The sequence below is a fragment of the Streptomyces sp. NPDC014733 genome (genome assembly GCF_043083385.1).
Classification (GTDB): Bacteria; Actinomycetota; Actinomycetes; order Streptomycetales; family Streptomycetaceae; genus Streptomyces.
Window position 1 is genome coordinate 1 of record NZ_JBIBYO010000026.1, and the last position, 26,654, is coordinate 26,654.

Below are 26,654 nucleotides of genomic sequence, written 5' to 3' on the forward strand. Positions count from 1 at the left end.
CGTAGATGTCGCAATCCACACCGAGCCAGAAGGCCCTCACCCGTTCAAGCACCCCACGCGCGTGTCACCAACGTCCCGGGACAACACACCTAGAGCGTGTCTCTTTGATGGGTTGGTCGGTTGATCGGGTGTGTCTGTCCGATTAGTGATCAACGATGCGATGTGGGACCGGATCGAGCCGCTGATGCCGGCCGATCCGGTCCGAGGCCGGCGGTGGGCCGACCACCGCCGCACCCTTGAGGCTGTTGCGTGGAAGTATCGCACCAACTCGCCCTGGCGGGACTTGCCCGACGAGCTCGGCGCGTTTCAAACCGCCCACAAACGCCTCATCAGATGGGCCGTCGACGGTACGTGGGAGATGATCCTTGCCGCTGTTTTGTCAGCGGCGGACGCTGACGACGATATCGACTGGACGGTTTCGGTGGACTCCACCGTCGTGCGGGCCCACCAGCACGCCGAGGCGCACGTAAAAGGGGGCGACCCGCCCCGGCGAGCCCGCCGATTATGCTCTCGGGCGCTCCCGCGGCGGGCTGACCACCAAAGTCCACCTCGCTGCGGACGGCGGTGCACGACCTCTGGCCTTCACCATCACCGCAGGCCAGGCGGGTGACGCACCCGCATTCGAGACAGTGATGTCCCGCATCCGCGTTCCCCGCAGCGGCCCGGGCCGGCCGCGAACCCGGCCCTTCGCCGTTCTGGCCGACCGTGCCTACTCATCCCGCGCGATCCGCTGCCACCTGCGGCGGCGCGGAATCCGCGCGGTCATTCCACAGCCGTCCGACCAGATCGGCCACCGGCTGCGGCGGGGCCGCCGAGGCGGTCGGCCGCCTGGCTTCGACCGCAAGGCTTACAAGCAGCGGAACTCCGTCGAGCGTTGCATCAACCGCCTCAAGCAGTGGCGCGGCCTGGCCACACGGACCGACAAACTCGCCATCGCCTACCAGGCCGCACTCCACCTCGCCGGCATCCTCATCTGGACCCGACGCTGACCAAAGAGACAGAACCTAGTCGAGGATGCCGAGCGCGGTGTCGGGCGGCAGTAGGTGCAGGCGGTACCTGCTGACGCAGGGTGTCGATGGCCTGCTGGCGGGTGCCGAAGACGCGCTTCCCCCTTGCTGGCCGTTGCTCTTACGACCGTCCTGACCCGCAGCATGGTGCCGTGCCGAACTGGCGCCCCCTGAACGCCGTGGCGGACGGCGGCTCGAGCCTCAGTCCGCGGATGCCGAAGACGTCAGCTCGTCCGGCGCGGCAAGACGCGGGGCGATCGCCGCGGCGACCATGCCGCAGGACAGGTACATGCCCATGGTGTGGCAGCCGACGGGCGCCATGTGCACGATGTCGTCGGTGTCCACGCCGTCGAACTGGTCGGACAGCGGGCGGGGTACGGCGATGAGGTCGCCCGCCTCGGCCAGGTTCACCCAGCGCTTCACACCGGGTGGTCTGGCGCCTCGTACGGTGAGTCCGCCGTGGTCGAGCAGGTCGAAGATGCCACTCGCCCTGCCCAGAGCCGGTTCGAGGGCGATCCGGCCGAGCGGCCCGCCCGCGGAGACACACGGGTCCTGGGCCTGGTCGGGACGCTGCTGCCGCGCGTCGACGAGTACGGCAAGATCACGGGAGCCCCCGGTGTCCGCACCGACATCAAGGCGCCTTTGCCGTCCCGCAGCAGTGAAGCCTGGCCGGGGCCAGTCCGGTTCTGTTCTCGGACGACGGCGAATGCGGTGATGACGGTAGTCGCGGAGTTCCTCCGCTTCGGTGACACGCACGGCTGGGTGCTGGCCACTACGCCCGCCTTGCTGTCGGAGCCGAAGCTGCTGCGCTTCACTCCACCCGGCTACGACACAGGCGAGTTCGGCCAGCGGCGCGAGGTGCAGGCGGCCTCATTCCGCTTCAGGATTGCTGAGCTGGGCTATGAGGACCTCGGCGACGAGCAGCAGATCCGCCGCATGCTCGCCACCGCCCCCAGAGCGCGGGACCGCTTCCTGATCGCGCTGCTGGCCTGTACCGGTCTGTGGATCGGAGAGGGAGGAGAGCAGGCCCCCGATCGCTTCGAGGGCCCGCCCGTACCCGATCCGGCCGGTCAGACCTTCAGGATCAGCGCTTCCACCTGTTCGAGCGTTGTCACGCTGGCCTGCGCAGCGGCCCGTACCTTCGCCAGCTTTTCCATCCACTCGATCCGCTGCTGGGCCGGGAGCGGTTCCTCCCCGAGCCGGACGCGCAGGCGGTGCGCCTCCTCGAAGTCCGTCATCAGGGTGTGGGCGGCGTCCACCGCCTTCAGGTAGCTCCCCTCGACGAGTTCGACCCGTGCCGGCAGCTCCCGGCGCAGCGTGGCCAGCTGGTCGCGCGGGTCGGCAGCCGCCTCGCCGTGCGTGGTGGTCACGGCACTGGCGTCCGCCGTGTTCCTGGCGCCCGCAGGCGCGTTGGCAGAGCTTTCCGGCACCGGGATACCGAGGTCCACGGGGAACAGCTCGTCGAACCAGGCCTTGTCGGCGACGTAGCGGGTGGGCCGGCCATCGGCATCCGGAGCGATCACCATTCCAGAGGTGATCGCTGTCTGGTCCGCTTCGGCCCAGTGCTGCTCGCCGTAGCAGATCAGGGGTGTGCCGTCGTCCGGCTCGGGCGGCCGTGGCGCGTCCGGGTGCTCCAGCACAGTCTTCGCGAACGCGAGGAGAAGGGCCCGGCTGACGCCCGGCGCGCCCGCCGTGTACGCCAGCGTTAGGGCGGCGAGGGCGCTCTTGGGGGTGCGGCGCACGCCCTTGCGCCCGGCACCCGCCTCGCTGCCCTGGCCGGGGGTGATGAACGGCTGTGGAGCGTGGATCAGGGCTGGCGCCATCCGCTGGACCAGGGAGGCCCAGGCGGCCGCGTCACCGGCCTCCGCCCCGAGGAACAGCTCCGTGAGCGGCCTCGGATCCTGTCCGGCGCCTTCCCTGGTCTCCGTGGGGCCGAAGAGACCGAGGGCGGAGAGGATGTTGCCCCGGTGCACGAACAGCTGCGCGACGGCGGCGGACCACAGACGCGTACGAGCCTCGGCCGTCTTCGCCCGGATCTGGCTCCATGCCGGCTCCTGCAGCGTTCCCCTGACGACCGGCCAGAACCGCCCGGTGTCACGGACGGTGCGCCCGTTCGTCTTCTGCGGAGTCTCGGGCGGGATCCCGGGAAACACCAGCGCGGTGATGGCGCGCACCGCGACGTCGCGCAGCACGACCGGAGAGACGTCGGCGCCCGCGGGCACGAGCGGCTCCAGCGGTTCGAGCGGCCCATTGACCGTCAGTGCGTCGCGCACCCCCGTCAGATCGAGGAGATCCGCGGCGCGCGCGTCGGGGAACGCCTCGGCGAGCGCGTCCGCGAGGAGAGACTCCCTGGCATAGGCGTCGACGAGCGTTGCGAACAGGGCGATCAGCCGCGCGTCCTCGTCGTAGGGCTGGATGCCGCGCAGGTGGTCGTTGACGTTCAGGGCCCGCAGGACGTGTTCCAGGGCCTCGGGCTTGGTGCAGCCGATCACGATCTCTGCAGACACCGTGGCGATCTTCGCAGCCCTGAGCGATGGGTCGGTCGCCTCCGTTTCCGGCTTCGCACCGTCCCTGTTGAGCCGGGCGGAGAGCCGGTTCAGGATCTCCCGCAAGCTCAGCAGCAGTGGCTCGGGGCCGTCCTTCTTGTCCTTCGGCATGGGCACGAGGGACTGGGGCATGCCCGTGACCAGGTGCTCCGGACGCACCCGGAAGACCTTGAGGCGGGCCAGCGCACGGTTGTTCCCGGTCACGGCGGCCAGCCGCCACAGCTTCGAGACCGTGCCGTCGGAGTCGGTGATCTGCCACTGCTGCAGGACGTTCATGCCCTTGGAAAGCTGGCCCGCGTCCGCGAGGGACTCGGCCAGGTCGTACCCGCGGGTCTTCCCGGCGCGCTCCAGGTTGTCGGCGGCGTACCGCTGCATGTGGACGGCCACCGCATAGGGCTGTTCGGCCAGGGAGAGCGCCGCCTTCGGCTGCCCGTCCTCCTGCACGGCGCGGACGACCGGGCGCGGCCGCCGGTGGCCGAGAGCGGAGAGGAGAGCGTGCTTCTCGCTCTCGAGCTCGTGCACGCGGCGGACAGCGTCCTGGTGCTTCTGCGTGGCCGCAGCCAGCGCCTGTGGCGCGTACGTGTCGTCCCCAGGCGTCCGACGCAGGGCCTCCCGCTCCTTCTCGGTCGACTTCGCGTTCTTCGTGGCATCCTGGAGCGCCAGCTCGGCGGCGACGAGGTCCTCGACGCGCTGGCTGGCCTCCGGCGCGGGCGACGACCAGCAGACGGCGGTCCGGTCGTTGAGGTCCCACGGAACCACTGCGGCGCCGTGGACGTCGCAGGTCAGCAGGAGCACCTGCTCGTCGTCGGCCTGCACGAGCCGGTAGGCGTTGGGCTTGAGGACCTTCCTGCCGCGTAGGGTGGCGATCAAGGCCTTGATCTCGGTGTCCGGGAGCGCTGCGGCCAGACCCTCGAGGATTGCCTGCCGTGGAGGCGGCACGACCCCGTGGTCCGCGCAGGTGTTCTCGATCGCGTCCGCGAGGCGATCGCCCCAGAGGGCGTTGCCGATCTGCGGGTAGATGTCATCGGACCGTTTCACGGCCATGGTGTCGTCCTTCCACCCGGGCGTCCCGGGCGAGCACAGAAGCTCCCGACCATCGGGAGCGTGTCACGCGCCCGAGTGCCGAAGCCTCGTGCTGGCAAGGAATCAGGGCGACACCCGTAGGGTGTGCGTTGGCTCCCAGCCCCGTACGGTCCACCTGCCAGCGTCCGAAGAACCATCAGTCCCAACAGCGCCTCGGTGGCGCCTGGACCTCTCGCAGCTTGCTCCTGCTCCGCCGACGGCGGCATGAGGCGGACGCCGGTGATGAGCCACCGACGTGCATCACAGAACCTGCCACTGCCGTTGACGCAGCGGCGAGCCGAAGGAGCGGAGTTCACCGGATCAGGTGAACGAGCAGCCCAACCAGGCTGTGCGAGGCCCGGGTTGAGATATTCGCGCGCCGACGGTGCGGGAAATGGCTGTCGTGCCCCACCGCTCGCTGGAAGGAAAGTCGGTAGTGGGGCGAGGTGACGTGGTGTGATGCTGGCGGCCGAAGAAGTGTAGCTCAGCGGGCGCCGGGGTGCGGTCGACTTTCGCCGCGCCCGGCACGCCCTGCGGCACGTGAGAGCGCGCCGGGCCCCGGCCGCCCGGACCTGCCCGCTGCCCCGCTCGTTTCCCCGGCCGCAGCATGTTGTCCGGCCTGCGGCCCGCCAGGACGCGGGCCTGGGCTCGTCAGCTTCTGACTCTCCTCCGGCGGGCGCCGTAGGGGCCTGCGCGGCCAGGGCCGCTGGTCGGCCGGCGGGGGTCCTGGACGTCCGTACGCTGGCTGCTCGCGCAGGCGAGGATGCCGTCGCGGCTTGTTACGGCGCTCGCCGACGGCTGACGCTGCTCTGGTCCGAACCACAGGTGAGGAGTTGTCCCGTCCGCCGTGGCCCCGGCCCGGCAGTGGGTAGGGCGCTGGGTGCTGGTGGGGATGTGTCCGGCCCGGCGGCAGCATCGGCCGGGCGCCGTCGGGATGCGCTCAGCATGCCATCGGTCCTTGGGGAGCTCTGTTCGGTCACCTCGTGCTGGCCGTAGCTCGCCCGCGCCGCTCGGCTGTTCCCGCGCCGGCACTGCGGCGCAGACGCTGGCGGGTCTGGATCTGCCGCCGCAGGAGGTGTTGCATCACCTCGACGAGCAGGCGCAGCGGCTGGGTTCGGATCGTATGGCGACGTGCCTGTACGCGGTGTACGACCCGGTGGCGCACCGCATCATCGTGGCGAACGCGGGGCATCCGCCGCCCGTGATGCTGCACGGCGATGGTCGGGCGGAGGTGCTGCGGGTTCCGGCGGGCGCGCCGATCGGCGTCGGTGGCGTGGACTTCGAGGCGGTGGAGCTGGACGCCCCGGCGGGCGCCACGCTGGTGCTCTACACCGACGGTCTGGTGGAGTCGCAGGACCGCGATGTATGGGCTGGCGTCGAGCAACTGCGCGAACGCCTGGCCGCCACCGCCCAACTAAACGATCCGAACCACCCGCTGCCGCTGGAGGCACTGTGCGACGACGTGCTCGCCATGCGCGGCTCCGGCAACTGGGATGACGACATCGCGCTGCTCGCCGCCCGGTTCGACGGGATTCCGCCGAGCGATGCCGCGTCCTGGTATCTGACCCCGGAGCCTGCGGCACCGTCACGGGCCCGCCGGCACGCCCGTAGGGCACTCGCCCGCTGGGGCCTGGAGGAACTGACGGATCAGGTGGAGCTGCTGGTCAGCGAGGTGGTTACCAATGCGGTGAGCTACGCGGAGCGGCCGGTGACGCTGCGGCTGCTGCGCACCAACGTCCTGCGTTGCGAGGTTAGCGACGACTTCCCGCAGCTCCCGCGGCTGCGCCAGGCGCGACCGTTCGACGAGGATGAATGAGGCCTCTACATCGTCAACCGCATGGCGTGGCGCTGGGGGGCGACCCATGCTGAGCATGGGCAAAGTAGTGTGGTTCGAATGCGTGCTACCGACCAGTTCGCAGGCGAATCCGTGACATTACATGCACCACGGCGGCTCGACTTGCCTGTCTGAGCCGTTCAGCGGCGTGCACGACCAGGACCATCCACGCCCCACGCCTCTTGCCAACTCCTTTACATCGAGATGGGGTGCACGTAGCTGTGGGCCGGCCGCTCGGACGGCTGGGCGAGCAGAGAGCTCTCCTGACGCTTGGTGAGAGTTGAGGCGGCCCGTTCGGGTGTTGGCCTTCGTCTTCGTCCCACAGTCACCATGTGCATGCCGGTTAGTGTCCGGCTTTCGCGCTCTGCCCCTCCGGGCAGCCCTGGCTCACCCGACTCCAGCGTGGTCTCCGAGCCCTATGCGCGGTAGGGGGTCGTGCATTTCTGCGATTCCCCTTCAGAGGGAACGGGTCCTGCCTGGCTGCGACTCGCATAGAGAAGAACATCATCCGTACGCTATCCGTACGGTTAACGTGCGCTCTCTGTACGGTCTATGGGGGTAAGGTGTGGGTCAGGAGGTGTTCCATGTCCGAGTTGTTCGACGCGGTCGACGCGCTGGTTGCATCCCGCTCACCGTTGCCGCTGGCGGAGGAGCGCAAGCGGCTGCGGGTCGCGCACGGCCTGACGCTGGACGAAGTCGCCGCTGCGCTGAAGGTGCGGCGGGCTACCGTCTCCAGCTGGGAGTCGGCGAAGAAGCCGACCGAGCCGCGTGGCCCGGAGCGTGAGGCGTACGCGCGGTTGCTGCGGCAGCTCGCGGAGCTCTATCCCGCCCCGGAAGCCCCGCAGGAGCCGGCGGCACCGGCGCCCTCCACGTTCACCGGTGCGGCCGACCCGGCGGAAGCGCAGACCCTGTCCACAGGTCAGGCCCCCGAGGTTGCGGCCACGACGGCAACCGAGAACACCCAGACCCCTGCCTCCGCTCCCGTGGTCACCGCCCCGGCCGCCGCGGCCCGGCCGGCGCGCGCCACCAGGCCGACGTCGACGTCGCGCCGACTGGGTGCGAAGAAGACAGCTCCGGCAGGCCCGCCTGCGGGTGCCGGCGACGCGCGGTTCGAGAACGGGCCGTTGGCGGTGATCGACGTCGAGGACGGGAAGGTGCTGGCGTACTGCCTCGGCGGCCTAGTCCTGGACGTCCCCGCCAAGTCGATCCCGGCCCTGGTGGACTGGACGCTGCGCGAGGCGAAGCTCGGTCAGCCGAAGCTCTCCGGCCCCGGCAAGGACGCCGACCCGCTGCTCGTGCTGACCGAGGCCGCCCTGGAGCGCTACGGCCTCCCGGCCACACTCACTGATGAGGAGCGGCTTGCCGGGCGCCTGCCGGAGGGCCACAAGGTCATCAAGCAGCTCGCGCGTGCGGAGTGGAAGCTGACCAAGCGCGGGTTCGGGCCGTGGGCGCGGATCTATCGCCCCGCGAAGGGCTCGGAGCGGGCCTGCGTGCAGCTGTGTATCCCGTCGTGGCAGGCGTTGGACACCCGGCACTGGGGCGAAGCCGGGCAGCTGGCGTCGGCCGAACTCGCCCGCGTCTTGGGCGTGTATGCGTCCCGAGTGATGACGCCGCGCGGCTCGACCGCCGTCACCGGCCTGGAGCTCATGACGGCGCTGCACCCGGCGACACGGGCCTCCGGACTGGACACTGACGGCAAGCGGCACTCCGAGCACAACCCCGGCTCGCTGGGCAAGGACCCGGTCGACCCGGCACCGTGCGAGGCCCCCGACGGCCACCCCGTCCTCAAGGATCTGCCGCGGTTCCACGTGCGGGGACCTGCGGAGAAGCTCTTCGAGGAGGCCTACGACTGGGCAAGGCCCCTCACCGACGACGAGGTCCTGCGCCGCAACCTCGTGGGCCTGGACGTGAATATGGCGTTCGCCGCCGGTGCCAACGGCCTCAACGTCGGCCTCGGCGCCCCGACACACGTCCGAGCCCCGGCGTTCGACCCGAAGCTGCCGGGCTCGTGGCTGGTGGACCTGTCCCACGTGGACCTGTCGCGGGTGAAGGTTGGCAAGGAGTGGGTGGAGCTGGACGGCTCGCTGCTGCCTTCCCCGTTCACGCCGAAGGGCGACCGCCCGGAGGGGCCGGCCTGGTACGCGACGCCCACAGTCGCCTACGCGGTGGAGCTCGGCTACGAGGTCAAGCCGCTCGAGGCGTGGGTCCGGTACGACAACGGTCGCTACCTGGACGGCTGGTACAACCGGCTGCGCGACGCCTACCTCGCCACGATGGCCGACCTCGGCGTCCACGCCGACACAGAGCCGACCGACTTCCTCGCAGCGATGGACGGCTACAAGGGCCGCGACCCGGAGTTGGCGATCGTCGTCTCGGCCATCAAGGCGACGGTGAAGGGCGGCCTGGGCAAGCTGCGTGAGCGCCCGCGTGGCGAGGGCTGGCGGCCCGGCGAGCCGTGGCGCGCTCTGTCCCGCCCGACGTGGCGGCCGGACATCCGCGCGGCGGTCATCGCCCGCACCCGGATCAACCTGCACCGCAAGATCCTCAAGCACGCGGCGTTCACCGGGCAGTACCCGGTCGCGGTCCTGTCCGACTGTGTCGTCTACGCGACCGACGGTGAGAGTCCGCTGGACTTCCTGCCCTACCGGGAGGGCAGGCCGCTGCCTGGCGGCTTCAAGCTCGGTATCAACCCAGGCCTGGTCAAGCACGAGGGCACCCAGAGCGTCTTGTGGGGCGAAGAGGTCCGCGACCGGTTCAACGCGCCGGAGCTCAACCTCGCCCGGTACATCAAGGACGGCACTGTCACCGACGTCGACAACGGAGAGTAGGAGGGGGCGACGATGAGCCTGTTCGGGGACGGCCTGGACGCCGCCGTGCAGAAGGCGTTCACCCGCCCGGCGCCCAAGAACGCGGGCCCGCAGATGCGCTACCTGGTCAAGCAGATGAAGGGCACCAAGGCGGTCGCGCAGATGCTGCGGATCTCCCAGCGCACCGTTGAGCGGTACGTGAAGGACCAGATCAAAAAGCCCCGCCCGGACCTTGCCGCACGGCTGGAGCGCGAGGTCAAAGCGCGCTGGCAGCCGCAGATCAGGGCCAAGGCCAGGGCGAAGGCGGCCTCCACGGGCGGCATCGTCATCGACGCCCGCGCCCGCATGGGCTACACCGCGCCGATCGGATCCACGGACCAAGACCGCATCCGCCACCTGACCGTCGCCCTGCCCCCGATCTACGCCGCCCGCCTCTTCGACGCCCAGGAGCAGGGTGTCAGCGACGCCCGCCTCCAGGAAATCGCCGCCGAAGCGCTCAAGGAGGTCTACTTCCAGGACGGCGCCCGCCGCGCCGGCTCCCTGGAGGAGGTGCGGTTCACGGACATCGAGCACCTCGAGTTCGAGCTGTAGCAGCCGCGCCCGGACAGCCGCCAGCCCCGGACCGCGCATCGGTCCGGGGCTGGCATCTTTCTGCCTGTAGGGGAGGAGCAGGAGGCTCGTGCCGCGTTGCAGGCTGGGTTCGACGCGGCAGCCGCCGGTGCGGAGGCGGCGGGGGAGCAAGGACTTGACATCGGGACTCGCCACCTGCTCACCCTGGGGGCAGCCCTGGCCGACCGGACCGCGTGCGACGTCGAACTCGCCCTCATCGGCAACACGGCCCAGGTGGCTGAGACCGTACGCGCCTTGGACGTGACGATGAAACCGCAGCCCGGCTGCGCGCTATTGACCAGGCCAGCGGCACGCGTACCTGCAGGGCTCTTTCACACCGATGTCCGCGGTACGGGTGGGAGAACCGGACGGCGCGGGGATACAGCAGGAGTACGCGGCGTGGCGGGAGACCGAAGAAGCCGCAGCGTGTCCTGGGGCGACGAAGGGTCAGTTCGCTCGGTCGAGGAGTGCCGACCGTTTCTGGGCCAGTACGAGACACGGATGGGATGTCGGTGTGGGCTCGGGCGCTCCTCGCGGGCCGTGTGTGCCGACACCGGCACCGTGAACTGGACCAGCGAGGCGGGAAGCAGCTGACGACATTCCATCTGGGTGCCGAGCAGCGCAGAGGGTGCGGACATGCGTCTGCGGGGGGTGCCCCACGTGTGAGGCACCCCCGCAGATGACCTGGTTCAGATCGTTGAGCAGCAGCTCCGCGACACTGACCGCCCTGCCTCGCACCCTGCCCGGCTGCGGGCGATGCTGGTGCGGGAGATGGCCCTGACCGGACGCGGGCTGGGTAGCTGACGGTGTTAGCAGTTGGCCAGCGGTGTCTGGAAGATTTTCTGGCCCTCGACGCTCAGGAGCCCCACGGTGGGGGAGCACTGGGAGATGGCGGAAGGGTGCCAGGTGCTGGTCTTCCGGGTGCCGGAGGTCTGGGTGAACCTGCTGCCCCAGGTGGTCTTGTTCTTGTAGGAGTACCCGAGCTTGCCGGCGATCTTGTTGCCGCTGGTCTTCTGGTAGTAGGAGACGACCTCGAATCTGGGGCCGTTGTTGAACTTGTAGTGGAACAGCTCACCGCTCGACAACGTGGTGCAGGCGGCACCCGGCCCTACCTTGCCGTCGCCGGGGCAGCTGGCAGCCGCAGCGGTTGCTGCGGCGGGCGCGGGGGAGGCATGCGCGGCACCCGTGGAGGACGCCACTGTGAGAAGGGCGATTGCCGAGGCAGCCATGCCTCGTACGGCGGTGGAAGCTGAGATGCGCATGAGCTCGTCCTCAAAGTGAGTGGGGTGGTGAAACCGGACGCAGAGTCGGATCAATTGGTTTCTGTGATCGTCTCTGTGACGGTCTCGCCTTCGGCGGAGGGCGGTTGGATCTCCTGGTTTTGGGTGGCGCGTTGGGCGACCTTGCCGGTGGAGGCGTCGACGTAGACGGGTTCCAGCTGCATGGTCGGGTCGTCTGTGGCGAAGGTGGTGATCCACTGGGTCCGCCAGTGGCCGTCGCGCTGTACGGCGAGGAGTTCGCTGTCAACGGCGTGGAGGCCGTCGGCGCCCTTCGGGCGTTCCACATGGGCGAGGGCCGTCTTCTGGGCGGCCTTCTCGGAGATGGTGGCCCGGGGCAGGGTGGTGGGGTCCGGTGTGGTGTTGACGAGCATCTGGGAGATGCGGCCGGCGGTGTTGATCTGGATGTCGAGGCGCATCGGCATGAGCACCCCGTCCGCATTGCGGCGGCGCCAGCTGGCGATCCAGCCGAGTTCGGCCTTCTCTCCCACAGCTGTGACCTGAGGGTCTGCACCCTGCAGTTCGCGAGGGTAGTGCTCCTGGGCGTAGCGGCGGGCCAGAGCGAGGGCATCATGTTCGCCGGCCGGCTTCTTGCGTGTCCCGGGGATGGGGAAGCTGTTCTCGGTGATGACGCTGGAGTCTTCGAGGGTGACATTGAGGTGCGCGGCGTCAGGCCAGGAAAGCTCGGCAGAGCCGTGGTCAAGGGTGATGAACAGGCTGTCGGGCACGTCTTCCGTACCGGCGGAAAGCTGAACGTTGGCGATCTCGTAGCGTTCGCCGAATGCCTGGCGGATCGCCTGGGTGGCCGCCGCCTTCTCCTTGCTCCCGGTGAATTGCAGGCTGGTCGCGTCGACGGCGGTGGGGGTGATCCACGCGAGCCATACCACCGCGGCGCAGCCCAGGCCGATGCCTGCGCCGATCGCGGTCGGTCCCGCCTGAGCCTTCGGCGCGTTCACATGGCGCCCGGCGAAGTGGAGGAGGGCCCAAGCGAGGAGGAGGCCGACCACCGCGCCAAGGGTGTTCATCTCCACGTCGCTGCTGTCACATCCGCGGCTGATGCCGGGGACGAGGGTCTGGAGCAGTTCGGTGGCGATGGTCAGCAGCACGCTTCCCGCCAGCACCGGCAGCAGCGTGCGGAAGGCCATCACGCCGAAGAATCCGATGGGCAGGAACAACAGGATGTTCAAGAGCCCCTGTTCGGTGGCGAAGGGCTCGGCGAAGTTCCGGTTGATGATGCATGCCCCCGTGCCACCGGAGCCGGCCGGGCCACCGCTGGGCAGGAACAGGGTCAGAGCGAGTTCCGTGCTGACGGCGCCCACGAACGCGGCGACGGCCCACGGCCGCCGGGAGAAGCGTCGGCCGAGGACGTACCCCACGGCGGCAAGAAGAAGTACGGAGATTGAGGCGAAGGCAATGAAGCTTGCCTTGCCTTGAAACACGGCAGTGAGCACGGGACTGCTTCACCCATCCTGGAGAAGTCGCGCGTGGCCTGCGTGAACGGCGCGGACCACGCGCGGAGCGATCAGCTGTTGCAGGTGGTAAGCGGCGTCTGGTAGGTCTGCTGCCCGTCGACCGACAGCAGCCCCACAGTGCTGGAGCAGTACGTCACGCCCGACCAGGTGTTTCGCTTCGTCGTCCCGCTGGACTGGGAGAAGTGCGAACCCCACTGCTGTTTACCGGATTTCGTGAAGCCCAACTTGCCGGAGATCTTCGAACCGCTGGTCTTCACATACCAGGTGGCAGCTTTGTCGTTGGTGTACTTCTGGTGGAACAGCGCACCGCCGCTCAATGATGTACACGTGTAGTTACGCGAGATGTGGCCATCACCGGGGCAACCCGCGGCTGCGAGCTTCGCACTTGCCGCTGCCGGGGGAGCGGCGTCCACCGCGTACGCCGCGCTGGACATCGCTATGGACGCCAGCACCATTCCCGAAACGGCCGCCGCGCGTGCAGCCTTCTGCATCATCCGCACTGTCATGTGAGCTACTCCTCCTGAATCGGCATCGGGAGGAGAGCCAGCTGTCGCTGGCCCGGTCAAGGCGGCGCCCTCCCCCCAGGGCAAGCGACCGAGCCGTTCACAGGCCAGATCGCCACGTCGTCGCTCTACGTTCCGGACTGAGCACAGACCGCAGAAGCGTTCGGCGACGGCCCAGAACGTATCAACCGTGAACACCGCATGAGAGGGCAGAACGGTGGGTTGTATCAGGTTCACGCCATCTTGTGCCGCTACCGATCATTTAGATCCACCTGCCGGTAGCGAAAGAGCCGCCTGTGCAGGGGGTATGTGGCGCCGATGAGAAGTTTCGCGAATGGCCAGAAGAAGGTGAAAGTGATCAACATCGCCGAAGACGCGCGGGCGGCCAGGGGATGCCGGAGATGTCTGCCGAGGCAGCAGGCCAAGGACGGCACCATCAACGAACTCGCGGACGCCACAGAGCAGCGACTCGGGCATCAAGACAGACTCCATGACCGCACGCCGGAGACGTCGCCGCACCGCCTGGGATACCCGGGGCCGGCGCTCACCCTGACGAAGGCGGCGCCGATACAGAGATCTCCTGGAGCCCCCGTCACCGTGATGCTGCGCCGCTCGTCACCGTCGTCCTTGGTGCGGGCCCCACCCACCCCACCCGGGGCTGGGTGGCGAGGTTACCGGACCGTTGCCTCCGGGGGCGGTGCTCGCCTCCGCAGTCCCGCACCTGCAGTAGCCACCCGCGGCACCCGGCTCTTGGAGCCGGGTAGAAAGTGCATCTCCTCGAAGGCGTCGGCAGTTACCTCGGGAGCCAGCCGTCGCTGACACCTTCTTGCTGAGCGCCGTAGCTGCCACGGCCGACAACGAAGCGCACTGGCTCCGGAAGCGTTGTGCGTGTAGCCGTCCGTTGTCAGCGCGGCGCGGAAGCGGCTGTCGAGGTGAGAGCGTCAACGGTGCTGGAGAGATGCCCGGCCCATGAGCCGTGGCCAGCCGTCACGATCTCGATGATGCGGGTCGACCGAAGATCCACTGTTCCTGCGCCTTCGTGGTGTTCCGCAACGCGATAGCCAGCGCGGCGCCCGAGCAGGCGATGACGATCCACCACCTGGGCACCGAGGGAATCCCCGAGATCGCGGTGGCGACCACAGACAGGACAACGCTGCTGAAGGCGAAAACCCGGGCCGCAGAGCGATTCCTCTCGGTGCGCCGCCGCCAAGCCCTCTCCAGGCTCTGCCACTCAGCGAAGGCCCAGTCACGGAGCCTAGGTGCCGCATCACTGCTCCCCATGATCTGATGGCGCACTGGTGCGAGGCTCACCAAATCAGGTAGCCACCACGGTGGCCTGGAAGCGGCCCGTCTTGCCCGGGAGAGACGTGGCGGTGTCCGGCGTGTTGTGGGGCAGGACGTCGTCGGCGCGGACCAGGTCGGCGAGCATCCGGTAGGGCGCTGCCGACTCAGCAACTTGCCGCCGCCTACCGCACCTACGCGCAGAAGACTGAGGGCCTGCGCAAGGACCTGGAGCACACAGCTGAGATCGCCGCCGGCGTCGCCGTGGTCGGCGTGGCCCTGACCTTCTTCACCGTCGGTGCCTCCGACGCGGTGGCCGCAGGCGGGGAGGCGGCGTTGATCGCTGAGGCCGGTGCCGCCGCCGCGGCCATGACCGCCGAGGTCGAAGCCAGCGCCGAGCTCGCCGTCCTGGCCGAGGCCGCCGCCGTGGACTCTGCGGCAGCCCGCATCGTCATCCCCACAGCGACCACCGCCGCCATGACACTGGCCGCAACATCTGCCGCAGCCAGCACCCCTACGCCAACCGGCGGTCTGCGCCCCTGCCCCGCTCCCCGAACAGTGCCTTCCCGCCCCTGTCGTCTGCCGGCCAGCAGCAGATGCACGGGTGGATGAACCAGATGGACGCCGACGGCCGCACGAGCCCTGCCGTGCGGCCGACCGGCAAGAAGCCGGAGATCGACGCCCGGCGGGCCTATCGGATACGGGTGGCCAGCTCCACGGAGTACAACCTCTACACTCCCGTGACCACGGGCAACGGACGCGAACGGGAATGAACGCCGACGGCGTACGTGCCGAGGACGGCGCTGCGATCGACGCCAAGTACATCGGCCAGCAAAAGAGTTGCCGCTCACCCCTGCGGGTGGGCAACGTCGACAACGTCCCCGACTTCGTCTACGAGTCGACGATGAAGAGCCAGGAGGACGAGGCACGACGCTACGCCGAGGCCTTCAAGGACCCTCGCAACAAGGTCAACCACCTCGAGGTCATCACCAACGACGAGAAGGCCGCCGCGTACTACGACGCCATGCTGGCTGCCGAACACGTGCCGGGCGAGACCCGCATCGAGAAATAGCCACCACCGGAAAAGGGACAAGCCCGTGGGAAACCACTACTACATCAGCGCCGACCGGCAACACGGCGCCTGCTGGACGTTCACCGCCGAACACCTCGCCGCCACCGCCACCCGGATCTGGCCCGGCACGACCGTCGACACCTACGACGGCCACACCACCGAGCTGCAGATCCACCTCGACGACACCACACTCACCTTCACCTTCGACGACGAGTACAACGTGCTGCGCCTCCCCGACCACCAGGACCTGGAAGTGCCGACCCGCATCATCCACCGCCTCCTGCGAGAGCTGGCCCCCGATGTTCCGGCCATGTGGTGGAGCGAAGCCGATGCCACCTTGGAACCCGTCGACCTCTCACCCGACCCCGAGCCCTTCGCCCAGTCCTTCGGCGGCTGACACCGGCTATGAACGACGGGCACGGCCCTGGTCATGGACACCGGCCCATGCAGGTCGCCTCTGCTGTCGGTTTGTGGGATGAGGCGCTCGTGGTTGGTCGCCGCGCGGCGTTTGCATGGCTCCCTGCGCCGTTCCAGCGGTTGTCAGCGGCCGCCTGCAGGCGGCCGCTGACGTGTACGTGAAGTGCGGTTCAGCTGAGGCCGGTCTGCGACAGGGCGGTGGTCCAGTCGGTGGCGATGGCCGTGCGGGCGGCGTCGAGCTTGACGGTGCCGTTGCACACCGCGGTCTTGAGCTTGTTTTCGACGGAGTCCTTGCTGGCCGCCGGCTGGGTGCCGTAGCGGGGCTCGGGCCAGAGGTTCTTCGGGTCGCGGGGCGCCCCGCCCAGCTCGAGGGGGATGAGGTGGTCTTCCTCGTAGTCGGCGGTGCTGGTGTCCGTGTAGCCGTACTCGCCGATCTGCTGGACTTTCAGCGGGTTGGTGTAGGAGGTCGGCGGGCGGACCGTCGAGGTCCACCCAGGCACACAGATCGTCTTGTCGATGGTGGACTGGGTGACGTCCGGGTTGTTGGCGCCGGGCTGGCAGCTGGCGTCCGGCAGCGGCAGCCGTGACTGCGAGCACGTGGTGGCCACTGTGGCGGTCGTGGCGTGCGCGCTGGCGGTGGTGACGATGAACCCTGTCGCGGCGAGCGCGAGAGCGGCGGCCGCGGAGGCGATTCGCGTGTTCGCATGGGGGCTCCGAGGTGAGGCCCGGCAAATTCCGGGGCGTGAAGCCATACCAGCAACACCACGGTCTATGCGGGTAGGGAAACGACTAGGTCCTTCCGCAAACGTGACCGCTCACTGGGCTCCCGTTGGTCAACTCATGGCCGACCGCGGGTACTCGGAACACGCCCGCCGCCCGCCTATGCGCCGCCGGGCCCCGGCCGTCCGGCCCAGGTGTTGCTGGCCATGGCGTTGGTGACGCACCACGTCGATGTTGACCTTCGAGTTGGTTGAAGCTCAATGATGGTGAGGTGCCAAATTCCGAGCTTATGCCTATCGGGGTCTTTGCCCAGCGCAGTGGCCTGACCTCCAGCGCGTTGCGCTTCTACGCCGATTCCGGGCTCCTGCGCCCTGCCGAAGTGGACCTGGTCACGGGCTACCGCTACTACGACGTCGACCAGGTGGCGCGGGCGATCACACTGCGTCGGCTCCGCGAGATCGCCATGCCGCTGGCTGCGGTCGAGGCGGTCCTCGGCACCGGGGCCGACGAAGCGGTGCGGCTGCTCGACGAGCATGTCGCCAAGATCGTCGGGGATGCGACGGCGGCAAGGCAGAAGGCTGCGGTCATCAAGTCCACGCTCGGCGGCAACATGCCCGGTCTACTGATAGCCACGCTGAAGGGGCCCGTGCTGGCTGATGCAGTCGAGCAGGTTCTGACCGCGACCGCGCACGAGCCAGGGATGGCGGTGCTCGCCGGCCTGCACATCGAGGCGAGTGACGAGGCGATCGCCCTGACGGCGACCGACCGGTACCGGCTCTCCACTCGGACCCTGGTGCCAGCGCGGCCGGCGGAGCAGACCTGGGCCGGCACGGTCGACGGCAACGACATCCGGGCCGCGGTCGCCGACATTCGGCGCAGCGCGGAGGTCCGCGTCGAAGGGGTGCCGCACGGGGTCCGGCTGCGCATGCCCGAGCGGGAGGACCGGCACTGCCGGATACGGCCCGAGGAGTTCCCCGACCACCAGTTGATGCTCGCATCCCTGGGTGAGGCCACCACCCGCGCGACGGTCGCGAAGGACCTGCTGTTGCGGGCCCTGGAAGAACACCCCGGCGAACACCTCACACTGCACATCACCGATCACAGCGTGAGCGTCCGGCCCCCGAACGGCGAGCATCCCGGAATCCCGCTCTCGGCCACCGTGACGGGCGAGGCCCTCCAGATCCGGTTCGAGATGACCACGCTCTATCCCGCCGTGAGCACGGCGATCGGCCCCGACGTGATGCTCGACATGAGGGGACACGACCAGCCCGTCACGATTCGCTCCGCCGACCGCGGCGATCTCACCACCCTGGCCATGCCCATCAAGTTCGACCACTCAGCCTGACAACGACAACGAGGAACAGTTCATGCCTACAGCACCTGCCAGCCCCGATCCGACCATGGAAGCTATCGGTCAAGCCGTCGTCGAAGGCCGAACGGGAGACGTCCTTTCCGCCCGCCACAAGCTCCTGAACCTGTGGTCGGCGATCGGCGTCACCGGCGATCCACTGCACCGTTGCTCACTCGCCCACTACCTGGCGGACCTCTACGAAGACCCCGCCCAGGCCCTCGCCTGGGACATCCGGGCCCTGGACGCCGCCGACGCCGTGACTGAACAGCGCGTCCAGGAGCACCACACCGGCCTCCATATCGCCGGGTTCTACCCCTCCCTCCACCTCAACCTGGCCGACAACTACCGCCGCCTCGGGTCCTTCAATGCGGCCACCGAGCACATCAACGCAGCCAAAAAGCACGCCCCCAGCCTCCCCCAGGACGCCTACGGCGCCTCCCTGCGCACCGCCCTCGACGAGGTGGCAGAGGCCATCTCCCAGCGGAACACCGCCAAGCGGCCCTCCGCACCCGGTCCCACTGCGTGACGCACCGAAACGCGCCCCTCACCGTCGAGGGCGCCGTCGACTGGCCGAGCGCTGCCGGACAAGGCCGATTGCGCGTCGCAGCCGAGATGGGGATCTCCCGCGCGTGCGCATCGAAGTGGGTCAATCAACATCGCAGCCACGGCGAACTTGGGCCCCCGATGAGCCCAGAAGATCAAAACGCTGACAAGAACATCCCAGATCCGCTACAGAGAGCTACTTGTCGCTTCGCCGTAGCTTCGGGAGAACAGGGCCAGGATCCCCGTGGTTCACGGAAACCGAAGGTTCCTCAGCTTGAACTCACGGGTCCACCGGTGTGCTTCAGGTCGGTGCGTCCGTGGGTTCGGTTGGAACACGAGGACGCTGTGCGAGCCGAAGAGCTTCGGCTGTTACATCGGCGTCGACCTGTGCTGGTGTTCTGTCGCCGTATTCGAGGATGTCGTACTCGTCGTCCAGCTCGGCGATTCGTTCGGCCAGGGCCAGTTCGTGCCCGAAGCGCTGGTGGACCCGGAAGGCCAACTCTCGTGGTGTCAGCTCGCCGGCCAGCATCCGGGCGGCGAGTGCTCGTGCGGCGGCTTCCTGCCCGGCATCGCTGCCCACCGGGTAGAAGATGAGGCCCAGTTCGTCGAGTGCAGGGGGAAGCAGGTCGAGGACGTCGTAGTTCGCCTCGGCACGTGTGCAAGCGGCCAAGATCCTCAGCGTAGGGCTGTCGAGGCCAGCAACGAGTGCATCACAGGCAGCGATGACGACGTCGGTTGCGTGGATCTCGCCGACGCTCCAGAGAGCGGCACGGTCCTGAAACTCGCGGGCGGCTGGTTCGGTCGACGGCATGGGGCCATGATCTCGTCATGGGGTTAAGCACGTCGAGCGGGTTTCATTGTGATGCCTGCTCGGCAGATTCTCCCAGAAGCGCGCGTGCTGAGTCTGCGTAGCGGATGGCGGTCTTCTCGTCGATGCCGAAGACGAGCGCGAGGTGGAGGGGGCGGAGTCGGCGCTGTGGGTAAGGGCCTCTTCGCTCGCGGTCGACGCGGAACTTTTCCAGGGAGCTACGGCTCTGGATGGTCAGCGAAGATACACGCGTGCGCACGCTCCCGGCATCGCCGTAACGGTTGTGTGTGCAACGAGGACTGAAGCCAGCTCGGCCAGGCACTAACGGGCCCCGAGCAAGAGAGCCGTCTATGCAGTCGCGTGCTTGCCGCCGACGTGGTGTGGATTGTGAGAGGTAAGCGGTGTGCCCGACGCCCGAGACGGAGCGTCGTGCTTCATGTCGGTTTGTGCCGCACGAAGCACGTGATGGAAGCAAGCCACGTTCCGACGGTCCGAAACAGCATCGGTTCAGCTCAGCATAGCCTTGCTGGATGGGATGGGGATCATTGATAAGTACGTTATTGGGGGCGCTGATCGGTGTCCTGTCGACACTGGCCGCCGACTGGTCGCGGGCGAAACGAACCCGTCAGGACAATGACCAGAACGTCCGACGTCAACTCTATGCGGACTACCTTGCCGCGCTCGCCCAGACCAGGAACCTCCTCCGGCTCGCAGCCCGGTCCCGCGGCACGCCCCTTGAGGAGAGGGCCCGCGAAGCCGTGGAGGCATTCCGTGACGGAAATGCCTACGAACTGCGGTACCAGGTCGCTCTCGTAGCCCCCACAGCCGTGGTCGATGCCTCGACCACGGCATTTCGCGCTTTGCGGGACCTGCGCGACCTGATCGAGGAAGGCGCCACCCATACAGACCAGAACTACCTTGGGCTCCGAGATCACTGGGAAGACTGCTTCGCGGAACTCCGTACCGCAATGAGATGTGACCTCAATAGGCCAGGAGGGTAAGGGGAGTCCCTTTATCGGCGCGCTGCCTTCATTGACGAGACCACGGAGTTGACGTCCGCCGTGGCATCTCGCAGGAATTCCTTTTCGCCAGCCACAGTGAAGTAGCCCGTCCTCAGGGCGCGCACAGCACGACGAAGCGAGCTCTCGACGCGGGTCCGGCCCGGCGCGGACGACGCCTGGCCCCAGCATTCCGCCTCTCTGCCTGTGCCACTTCCGGCCGTTCAAGCGCCGCCCATAAGCGGCCACTCGCCAGACGCGAGTGACCTGCCCCGTCTTGGTGTCAGCTGCGCTGCTCCCCCCTGGAAGGGGGGAGCAGCGCAGCTCGTTCCTCCAGCACGACATCGACATCGCTCGGCATTCGTGCTGAGCCTGGAACATCACCCTGCATACGTACTTGTGAGCTAAAAATGGATATGCATTCTATTTAGGTGAATTGTCAGATCCTTCCTCTACCGTCATGAAAGTCGTCGCATCCGGGTCGCCGGACGGGGCTGCTCGCCCCTGCCCGGAGGCAGGCAGGGCGAACGGCGCCTGCGCCAGAGCGCGTTCCAAGGGGAGAGGGAGTACACGTGGCCGAGGACTGGTGGAGCTTTCTGGAGACCGACATGTTCGACGTCTTCACCGACGGCAGACAGGCCGGGAGGCAGCGGCTGACCGGTGCCGTACTCGCCGCTCTGCTGGTGGCGAGCAGCCGCGGACCCATGTGGGCCCTGTCCGACATCAGGAAGCTGCTGACCGAGGTGGGCTACGAGGACGCGGTCGGCAACGAGGCCCTCATCGAGGTCCTCGAGGCCCTCAAGGAACACGGCTATGCCACGCCGGGCGTCGACCACACTGCGGCCGTGGAGAGCCTCAGCGACGGACGACGGCGCCGCGAGGCGTGGGCCCTCACCCGGCAGGGCCGGGTGGTCGTAGCCGGCGTACGGGACATCGCCCGCCGGCTGAATCGGACCCTGCGGCTCCCACCGCGTCTGCTCGACGCCATCGAGCAGACCCTCCAGACCCTGCTGCAGCAGTACCACGAGGACGCCGAGATGCTGGACCCCACCCTGGACCAGGTCCGCGCACACCTGGAGCAACTGCAGGAGGCAGGCGGGGACTTCTACAGCGCAGTCGGCGCGCTCGCCCAGGGAGACGTCACCGACGACGTGGTGTTCACCACCAGCCGCCGCCACATCCTCCTGGCCCTGCAGCACTTCGCACGCCGCACCGAGCAGGCCCTCGATCAGGTCAGGGTGGCCTTCGGCGCACTGGCCGAAGTGGGCAGCGGGAACGTCGTCCGCCGCGCCATCGCCGGCGCGGGCATTCTCGACCCGGCCGAGCAGCAGGCGTGGACGGCCGACCGGGAGCGCGACTTGGCCGACCTCGAGGCGTGGTTCGTGCCCCACGGCTCGATCGAGCGCCTGGTCGACGCGGCGGCAGACGCCATCCACGCCCTACTGGGAGCCATCGACCGGCGCTTCTACGCGAGCGCGCGGGGCAGCGACGTCGGCGGGGACTTCCGCCAGATCGCCCGGATGCTCCACGCCCAGCCCACCGAGATCGGAACCCAGAAGGTGTTCGCAGCGGCCTTCGGGATCTGGCCCGCCCGTCATCCCGTGGAGGCCGTCGAGGAGTCCCTCGCCCCGCACCACCCGGCCAGCAGCGCGGGAGGACACGCCGTCAGACTGGTCCTGCGGCCCCACGACCGCGGCACACGCTCCACCGGCGCACCCCGCAAAGTCGCCGACCTCACCGAACGGCGACGAGAGGCAGAAGCCGCCAACGACGCCGACATCGCGCGCACGGAAGCGATCGCCAGAGCACTCGCGACGCCTGGAGCGGTCCCCTTGACCCACTTCGCCGGACTGGACACCGACCACGCCGAAGTCCTTGTGGACTTGATCGAGGAAGCCCTCGACAGCTTCGACGACGCAGAGGGCATGGGCAGAGCGGCCACGATGGGGGCCGAGCTGACCCTGTGGGTCGGCACACCGGGCCGCCCCGTGAGCGTCGTGCTGCAGGAAGGAGAGCTGACCGCCCCCGACCTCCTCATTCACATCAGGTGCGCCTCGCCCCGAGAAGGGGGCGAGGCGGCATGACCACCACAGCCCCAGCCGGCGACCAGCCACCGCTCAGCCCCGAAGCCTCACCGGTAGTGGCGGCACTTCTCGCCCGCCAGATCCTGGCCGAGGAGGACGACCCCGAGCAGTTCCGCCTCGCCTGCCACCACCGCCACGAGCTCACCCACTGGTTCAGCGAACACTCCGGCTGGCGGTTCCACGTCGAACGCCAGGCAGGCATCTGCCGCCTGTACAAACGCCGCTTTGACCCGCCGGCCGGCCGCGTCCCCCTCGTGCACCGCAGCAGGCCGTCCGCCCGCACACCCGTGCCCCCTCTCGTGCAGATCCTGACCGCACTGATCTGCGAGCAGATGTGGCGCGCCGCCCAGACCACCTTCAACCACCTCCAGCGCGCCGTCATCCAGGCATGCGGCACCGAAGCCCCAACCGCCCGGCTGCCCCGCTTCCAACCGGGCGCCCCCGCAGGCCAGCGGCAAGCCACCGCCGCCGCACACCGCATGGCGTTCATCGACGCGCTGCGCCTGCTGGAGTCCTGGCACCTCCTCGCCTTCGACCAGCCCCTGAACGTCCTCGAACAGGGCACGGACGCAGACCTGGCCATCACCGCGCGCCGTGAGCGCCTCGCCCTCCTGATCGCCTGCCCGCCCCCCTCACTCCTCCCGATCGACCTCGACGACCCCAACAGTCACGTCACCGCCCTCTGCCCGGACCAGGCACCCCCGCCCGAGGGAGCGCCCCCCGTCGACACCGCACGCCACCACCGCCGCACGGCACTGCGCGCCGTGCTGGACGACCCCGGCCTCCCACCCGACCCCGCCACCGGGCCAGGCGCCTACCTCTCCTCCTGGAGCGGCCGCGAGCAGGCACTGAACGTCGCCGCAGCCGCCGGACTTACCTGCACGGTCCGCCAGGACTGGTGGATGACCACCGACCCTGCCGGACACACCACGGACCTGGCCTTCCCCCAACGCCGCACCGTCGAGCAGCAGGCGGCCCTGCTCCTGCTCCACGCCCTCACACGCAGGGACGACCCGCTGGCCTGGTTCGGCCTCCACTGGGCCAGCGACGCACTCGCCGCCCATCTCCGCCAGCGGCCGTGGTGGGCCCGCAACTACCAAGGCGCAGGCAAGGCCAGAACCCTCGCCACAGCAGCAGTGCACCACCTGCTCTCCATCGGCGCGTGCACCGCCGACCCGCCGCCCGGCACCGGCTGGCAGCCCACCCCAGCCGCCCACCTCTGGCAGCTCAGCATCACCAACGCACCCCGCTCCCACTCCGCCACCCCAGCCCACGAGGAAGACAGCCGAGATGACTGACACCCCCCGCCGCCACCGCCTCGCCGACACAGCAAGACCGTTCACCGACACCCCGACCCTCGACCCGCACCCCACCGCCAACGGGCGATGGCAGCCCACCCGCGCCGGAGCGGTCAACTCCTGGCTCTGGACCGACGAGCAGTTCGCCTACGCAGGCGGCTGCCTTGCCATGGTCGGCATGAACGGCTCCGGGAAGTCCCTGACCAGCGCCATGCTCTGCCCGACCTTCATCGACGGCAACGTCACCGCCAAGAACCTCTCCGCCGCCGCAGAGGTCGCCGGGACGCTCACCTCCATCCACACGCTCGGCAGGCCCGGTCCGCCCAAGAGCGGCACCTGGTGGCAGGAGTACGGACGAACCGACCCCGACGGCCCGCACACCAGCACGCGATGGCTCACAGCCGGGCTGTGGCTGCACAGCGGCGGAGGCCAGCGCAACACCCTGGACCGGGCCTGGTTCCTCGTCCCCGCCCGCGTTCACGCCCAGCTCATCCTCGAACGGGACGGCATGCCCGTCACCATCACCGACCTCGCCGCCCAACTGGAAGCACTCAACGGCCTGCTGTTCACCTCGTCTCCCCGCCTGGAACAGCAGTGCCGGGACCACACCTCCGTACTGCGCAGGGAGGAGGACTACCCGGAGACAGTCCGGGAGCGGATGTACCAGCCGCTCGACGGAACCCAGACCGATGCCCTCGCCACCGTCCTGCGCGCCCTGCGCAGCGTCCAGGCCGGAGACAAGATCAGCCCCCGAACCATGGAGGAAACCCTCACCTCCGCACTGCCCGCCCTCGAAACCCGCCGCGTCCAAAGCCTCGCCGACGCCCTGAGCAAAGCCGAACAACTTCAGGGCCACCTGCAAGCAGCACGCACCGAGCGCGGCATCCTGTCCGACGTCCGAGCCGCCTACCGCCGCTACGTCGCGGCTGCCGCCACCACGACCGCCACGAACTACACCACCCGCCACACCCGGCACGCCGCAGCCCTCACCGCCCGCGACCAGGCACTCAACGCAGAGGCTCTCGCCAAGGAGCGGCAGAGCGAGGCCACTGCGGCCCTCCACGAGGACGAGAAGCGCGCAGAGCAGCTGCGCGCCACGATCCGCACCCTGGAGAACCGGATCGCCGGCCACCCCGGAACGAGCCTCGGAGACCTCAGCCGCAACGCCCAGGACTGCGAGAACCGTGCGGCCGACAGCCTGCAGCACGTCAAACAGGCAGAAGCCGTCCACCAAGATCACCAGAAACAGAGCGCAGCCGCCCGGCAGACAGCCCACCAAGCCCTCGCAGCCTGGGCCAAGACGACACACGACCTCGGCAGACACGCCCAGGACCTGGGCGCCGCACCTTTTCACGAGCCGCTGGCCAGCGCTCTCGAAGAAGCCCGGCAGCACCAGAAGCCCGCCGACAGCGACACCGCCGTAGCAGCCCGCGAAGAGGCAGCAGCCTGGGGCCGCGCACAGTCCCAGGCAGCCGAGCGCGTCCAAACAGCGCTGGAGCTCCTGGCCGACGAGCAGGACAAGTACGGTGCCGCGCAAGAGGACTACGAGGACAAGCGGCGGCACGCCGAAGCAGCATAGACGCACGCCCACGACGCGACCGACGCTCTCGAACAGACCGAGGAAGCCACCCGTGCCGCGTTGGCGCGGTACAGCACCCGCCTCAAGCGGCTCCCGGCGCTCCCGGACGACCTGTGCAACGCCACCCCGCTCGACGCGGACGCCATCCGCGCCTGGGTGGGCGAACAGGCCGCGGACACCCTGACCAAGCTCGACGTCCGGGCCTGCGACGAACGGGCAGGCGCCCGATCCCAGGCCGCAGACGAAGCAGCCGCGCGTGCCGCCGAAGCAAGCGAGCTTGCTTCCGGGGCGTCTCGAGGAGCCGCCGCCATCGCAGACTCGCTAAGCGGCCAGGCCGGTGCGCTGGCCGACACGCCAGGCTCCCTGCACGCCCTCCTGCATGCCGTCTACAGGGCCACCCGCACCGCATCACCAGGACCCGACTCCACGAGAACAGGCCCCGGCGACACGGACCGGCCCTCCTCGACACCCTGGAGAAGGCCGCCCGCGACGACCTCGGCCGCCGTCGGCTCCTGATCCACCAGGCCGGCCGCGACCTCACGGAAGCCGCACGCGCCCAGGAGCATGCCACCGCCACCCACGCCCACGCCCGCCAGACACGAACCCTCGCGAACACCGCAGAGGCGGCAGCCCGCGAGGCACGGAGCGCCGCGGACCAGGAAGCCCATGCCTGGGCGAGCCGCGTTCACGCATGGGCCCGGGACCTGAAGGTCCTCGACCCGGCTGGGCTGCGCCTGCCGGACTCGGGAGGCCCCCTCGACCTCAACGCGGCGCACCTCCTCGCCCAGAGCACTGCTAGAGCGCACCGCAGCGCCGTGGAAGCCCTCTCCGGGCGCCTCGCCGAGGCAGAACTGCGCCTCAGCGCAGAGCAGGAATCCCTGGAAGACCTCGACGAGAAGATCTGCCGCGCCCGCCAGGGCAGCAGCCCTCCCATCTTGCCGCGCTGGAGGGCCCCGCGGCACGGCCGGGCCGGCGCACCCCTGTGGGAGGCGGTCGAGTTCGCCCCGCACCTCCAGCCCGACGAAGCCGACCGGCTCGAAGGAGCCCTGCTCGCGGCCGGGCTCCTGGATGCCTGGATCTCGCCCACAGGCGAGATGACAGCTGGCGACACCACCCTCGCCCTCACTCCCGAGCATCAAGGGCCGTCCCTGGCCGACGTCCTCGTGCCCGACTCCCACGCCCCGGTCGACCCGGCGCTGATCCACCGGCTCTTGGCAGGAGTCCGCCTCCTGCAGCCCGGCGAACGACCACTGCCCGGACAGGCAGCCGTCGGCACCGACGGCACCGCCTACCTAGATGAGTAAGTCCGAAGTCTTCAGGCGCATGAAGCGAGGGTCTCGTTGGTCCGTTTGTGACGACAGACCTCGAAACCCTCGCGACAGCACT

20 protein-coding genes and 2 pseudogenes are annotated in these 26,654 nt (G+C 69.0%); 15 read left to right on the plus strand and 7 right to left on the minus strand.

What is annotated here, in order from left to right:
• The first annotated feature begins 130 nt into the window (after nucleotides 1-130).
• Nucleotides 131-989 (plus strand): IS5 family transposase gene (locus tag ACF1BH_RS30425; protein ID WP_391647639.1). Its coding sequence is split into 2 segments (ribosomal slippage): nucleotides 131-474 and nucleotides 473-989, totalling 861 coding nucleotides; the frame shifts between segments, so codons are not numbered across the junction.
• A gap of 219 nt (nucleotides 990-1,208) precedes the next feature.
• Here the strand turns inward: ACF1BH_RS30425 and ACF1BH_RS30430 are convergent.
• Both ACF1BH_RS30430 and ACF1BH_RS30435 read right to left on the minus strand, forming a co-directional pair.
• On the minus strand, nucleotides 1,209-1,430 hold the full coding sequence (locus ACF1BH_RS30430; RefSeq protein WP_391647640.1) for a hypothetical protein: 222 nt from the start codon (nucleotides 1,428-1,430) through the stop codon (nucleotides 1,209-1,211).
• 647 nt (nucleotides 1,431-2,077) lie between these two features.
• Nucleotides 2,078-4,597, minus strand: a complete 2,520-nt coding sequence (locus tag ACF1BH_RS30435; protein WP_391647641.1) for a hypothetical protein — start codon at nucleotides 4,595-4,597, stop codon at nucleotides 2,078-2,080.
• A 1,048-nt stretch (nucleotides 4,598-5,645) separates the two neighbouring features.
• Here ACF1BH_RS30435 and ACF1BH_RS30440 point away from each other — a divergent pair.
• The 3 genes and pseudogenes from ACF1BH_RS30440 to tpg all read left to right on the plus strand — a co-directional run.
• Nucleotides 5,646-6,546: pseudogene (locus tag ACF1BH_RS30440) on the plus strand (ATP-binding SpoIIE family protein phosphatase); the annotation flags it as partial.
• A 487-nt stretch (nucleotides 6,547-7,033) separates the two neighbouring features.
• Complete coding sequence (gene tap, locus ACF1BH_RS30445) at nucleotides 7,034-9,277, plus strand: telomere-associated protein Tap (protein WP_391647642.1); 2,244 nt, start codon at nucleotides 7,034-7,036, stop codon at nucleotides 9,275-9,277.
• A 12-nt stretch (nucleotides 9,278-9,289) separates the two neighbouring features.
• The gene (gene tpg / locus ACF1BH_RS30450) at nucleotides 9,290-9,847 is read left to right on the plus strand and encodes a telomere-protecting terminal protein Tpg (protein WP_391647644.1); all 558 of its coding nucleotides are present in this window, start codon (nucleotides 9,290-9,292) and stop codon (nucleotides 9,845-9,847) included.
• Nucleotides 9,848-10,674: 827 nt separating this feature from the next.
• Here tpg and ACF1BH_RS30455 read toward each other — a convergent pair.
• The 3 genes from ACF1BH_RS30455 to ACF1BH_RS30465 form a co-directional block, all read right to left on the minus strand.
• Entirely contained in the window at nucleotides 10,675-11,094 is a 420-nt protein-coding gene (locus tag ACF1BH_RS30455) for a hypothetical protein (RefSeq protein WP_391647645.1), read from the minus strand.
• 83 nt (nucleotides 11,095-11,177) lie between these two features.
• The gene (locus tag ACF1BH_RS30460; protein WP_391647646.1) at nucleotides 11,178-12,593 is read right to left on the minus strand and encodes a VanZ family protein; all 1,416 of its coding nucleotides are present in this window, start codon (nucleotides 12,591-12,593) and stop codon (nucleotides 11,178-11,180) included.
• Nucleotides 12,594-12,664: 71 nt separating this feature from the next.
• Entirely contained in the window at nucleotides 12,665-13,120 is a 456-nt protein-coding gene (locus ACF1BH_RS30465) for a hypothetical protein (RefSeq protein WP_391647647.1), read from the minus strand.
• Nucleotides 13,121-14,093: 973 nt separating this feature from the next.
• On the opposite strand from ACF1BH_RS30465, the gene ACF1BH_RS30470 reads away from it, so the two are divergent.
• The 4 genes from ACF1BH_RS30470 to ACF1BH_RS30485 all read left to right on the plus strand — a co-directional run bounded on the left by ACF1BH_RS30470 (nucleotide 14,094) and on the right by ACF1BH_RS30485 (nucleotide 15,867).
• Nucleotides 14,094-14,405: a hypothetical protein gene (locus tag ACF1BH_RS30470; protein ID WP_391647649.1), complete on the plus strand. Its 312-nt coding sequence runs from the start codon at nucleotides 14,094-14,096 to the stop codon at nucleotides 14,403-14,405.
• 601 nt (nucleotides 14,406-15,006) lie between these two features.
• Nucleotides 15,007-15,171: a hypothetical protein gene (locus tag ACF1BH_RS30475; RefSeq protein WP_391647650.1), complete on the plus strand. Its 165-nt coding sequence runs from the start codon at nucleotides 15,007-15,009 to the stop codon at nucleotides 15,169-15,171.
• A complete protein-coding gene (locus ACF1BH_RS30480) occupies nucleotides 15,168-15,470 on the plus strand; it encodes a restriction endonuclease fold toxin-2 domain-containing protein (RefSeq protein WP_391647651.1) in 303 nt (100 codons plus the stop codon). The genes ACF1BH_RS30475 and ACF1BH_RS30480 overlap by 4 nt, the downstream gene beginning before the upstream one ends.
• A 25-nt stretch (nucleotides 15,471-15,495) precedes the next feature.
• The gene (locus ACF1BH_RS30485) at nucleotides 15,496-15,867 is read left to right on the plus strand and encodes a hypothetical protein (protein WP_391647653.1); all 372 of its coding nucleotides are present in this window, start codon (nucleotides 15,496-15,498) and stop codon (nucleotides 15,865-15,867) included.
• A gap of 190 nt (nucleotides 15,868-16,057) precedes the next feature.
• On the opposite strand, the gene ACF1BH_RS30490 is transcribed toward ACF1BH_RS30485, so the two are convergent.
• Nucleotides 16,058-16,495: a hypothetical protein gene (locus ACF1BH_RS30490; protein WP_391647655.1), complete on the minus strand. Its 438-nt coding sequence runs from the start codon at nucleotides 16,493-16,495 to the stop codon at nucleotides 16,058-16,060.
• A 383-nt stretch (nucleotides 16,496-16,878) separates the two neighbouring features.
• On the opposite strand from ACF1BH_RS30490, the gene ACF1BH_RS30495 reads away from it, so the two are divergent.
• The 3 genes and pseudogenes from ACF1BH_RS30495 to ACF1BH_RS30505 all read left to right on the plus strand — a co-directional run.
• Nucleotides 16,879-17,952: a MerR family transcriptional regulator gene (locus tag ACF1BH_RS30495; RefSeq protein WP_391647662.1), complete on the plus strand. Its 1,074-nt coding sequence runs from the start codon at nucleotides 16,879-16,881 to the stop codon at nucleotides 17,950-17,952.
• Nucleotides 17,953-17,974: 22 nt separating this feature from the next.
• Nucleotides 17,975-18,484: a hypothetical protein gene (locus ACF1BH_RS30500; protein ID WP_391647656.1), complete on the plus strand. Its 510-nt coding sequence runs from the start codon at nucleotides 17,975-17,977 to the stop codon at nucleotides 18,482-18,484.
• Nucleotides 18,481-18,636: pseudogene (locus ACF1BH_RS30505) on the plus strand (IS481 family transposase); the annotation flags it as partial. The gene ACF1BH_RS30500 and the pseudogene ACF1BH_RS30505, both read left to right, overlap by 4 nt.
• Nucleotides 18,637-18,802: 166 nt before the next feature.
• On the opposite strand, the gene ACF1BH_RS30510 reads toward ACF1BH_RS30505, so the two are convergent.
• Nucleotides 18,803-19,171: a hypothetical protein gene (locus tag ACF1BH_RS30510; RefSeq protein WP_391647657.1), complete on the minus strand. Its 369-nt coding sequence runs from the start codon at nucleotides 19,169-19,171 to the stop codon at nucleotides 18,803-18,805.
• Nucleotides 19,172-20,879: 1,708 nt separating this feature from the next.
• On the opposite strand from ACF1BH_RS30510, the gene ACF1BH_RS30515 reads away from it, so the two are divergent.
• From ACF1BH_RS30515 to ACF1BH_RS30530, 4 genes are all read left to right on the plus strand, one after another.
• The gene (locus tag ACF1BH_RS30515) at nucleotides 20,880-22,391 is read left to right on the plus strand and encodes a DUF2397 family protein (RefSeq protein WP_391647658.1); all 1,512 of its coding nucleotides are present in this window, start codon (nucleotides 20,880-20,882) and stop codon (nucleotides 22,389-22,391) included.
• The gene (locus tag ACF1BH_RS30520; protein WP_391647659.1) at nucleotides 22,388-23,689 is read left to right on the plus strand and encodes a DUF2398 family protein; all 1,302 of its coding nucleotides are present in this window, start codon (nucleotides 22,388-22,390) and stop codon (nucleotides 23,687-23,689) included. The genes ACF1BH_RS30515 and ACF1BH_RS30520 overlap by 4 nt, the downstream gene beginning before the upstream one ends.
• On the plus strand, nucleotides 23,682-25,268 hold the full coding sequence (locus tag ACF1BH_RS30525) for a hypothetical protein (RefSeq protein ID WP_391647660.1): 1,587 nt from the start codon (nucleotides 23,682-23,684) through the stop codon (nucleotides 25,266-25,268). Before ACF1BH_RS30520 ends, ACF1BH_RS30525 begins: the two co-directional genes overlap by 8 nt.
• A gap of 815 nt (nucleotides 25,269-26,083) precedes the next feature.
• Nucleotides 26,084-26,572 (plus strand): hypothetical protein, encoded by a 489-nt coding sequence (locus tag ACF1BH_RS30530; protein ID WP_391647661.1) that lies wholly within the window; start codon nucleotides 26,084-26,086, stop codon nucleotides 26,570-26,572.
• The last annotated feature ends 82 nt before the right edge of the window (nucleotides 26,573-26,654 follow it).

Coding starts and splice junctions, on each gene's coding strand:
- ACF1BH_RS30435 (WP_391647641.1), bottom strand. CDS start 4,597: ATGGCCGTGAAACGGTCCGATGACATCTACCCGCAGATCGGCAACGCC.
- tap (WP_391647642.1), top strand. CDS start 7,034: ATGTCCGAGTTGTTCGACGCGGTCGACGCGCTGGTTGCATCCCGCTCA.
- tpg (WP_391647644.1), top strand. CDS start 9,290: ATGAGCCTGTTCGGGGACGGCCTGGACGCCGCCGTGCAGAAGGCGTTC.
- ACF1BH_RS30455 (WP_391647645.1), bottom strand. CDS start 11,094: ATGGCTGCCTCGGCAATCGCCCTTCTCACAGTGGCGTCCTCCACGGGT.
- ACF1BH_RS30465 (WP_391647647.1), bottom strand. CDS start 13,120: ATGACAGTGCGGATGATGCAGAAGGCTGCACGCGCGGCGGCCGTTTCG.
- ACF1BH_RS30475 (WP_391647650.1), top strand. CDS start 15,007: ATGAACCAGATGGACGCCGACGGCCGCACGAGCCCTGCCGTGCGGCCG.
- ACF1BH_RS30480 (WP_391647651.1), top strand. CDS start 15,168: ATGAACGCCGACGGCGTACGTGCCGAGGACGGCGCTGCGATCGACGCC.
- ACF1BH_RS30500 (WP_391647656.1), top strand. CDS start 17,975: ATGCCTACAGCACCTGCCAGCCCCGATCCGACCATGGAAGCTATCGGT.
- ACF1BH_RS30520 (WP_391647659.1), top strand. CDS start 22,388: ATGACCACCACAGCCCCAGCCGGCGACCAGCCACCGCTCAGCCCCGAA.
- ACF1BH_RS30525 (WP_391647660.1), top strand. CDS start 23,682: ATGACTGACACCCCCCGCCGCCACCGCCTCGCCGACACAGCAAGACCG.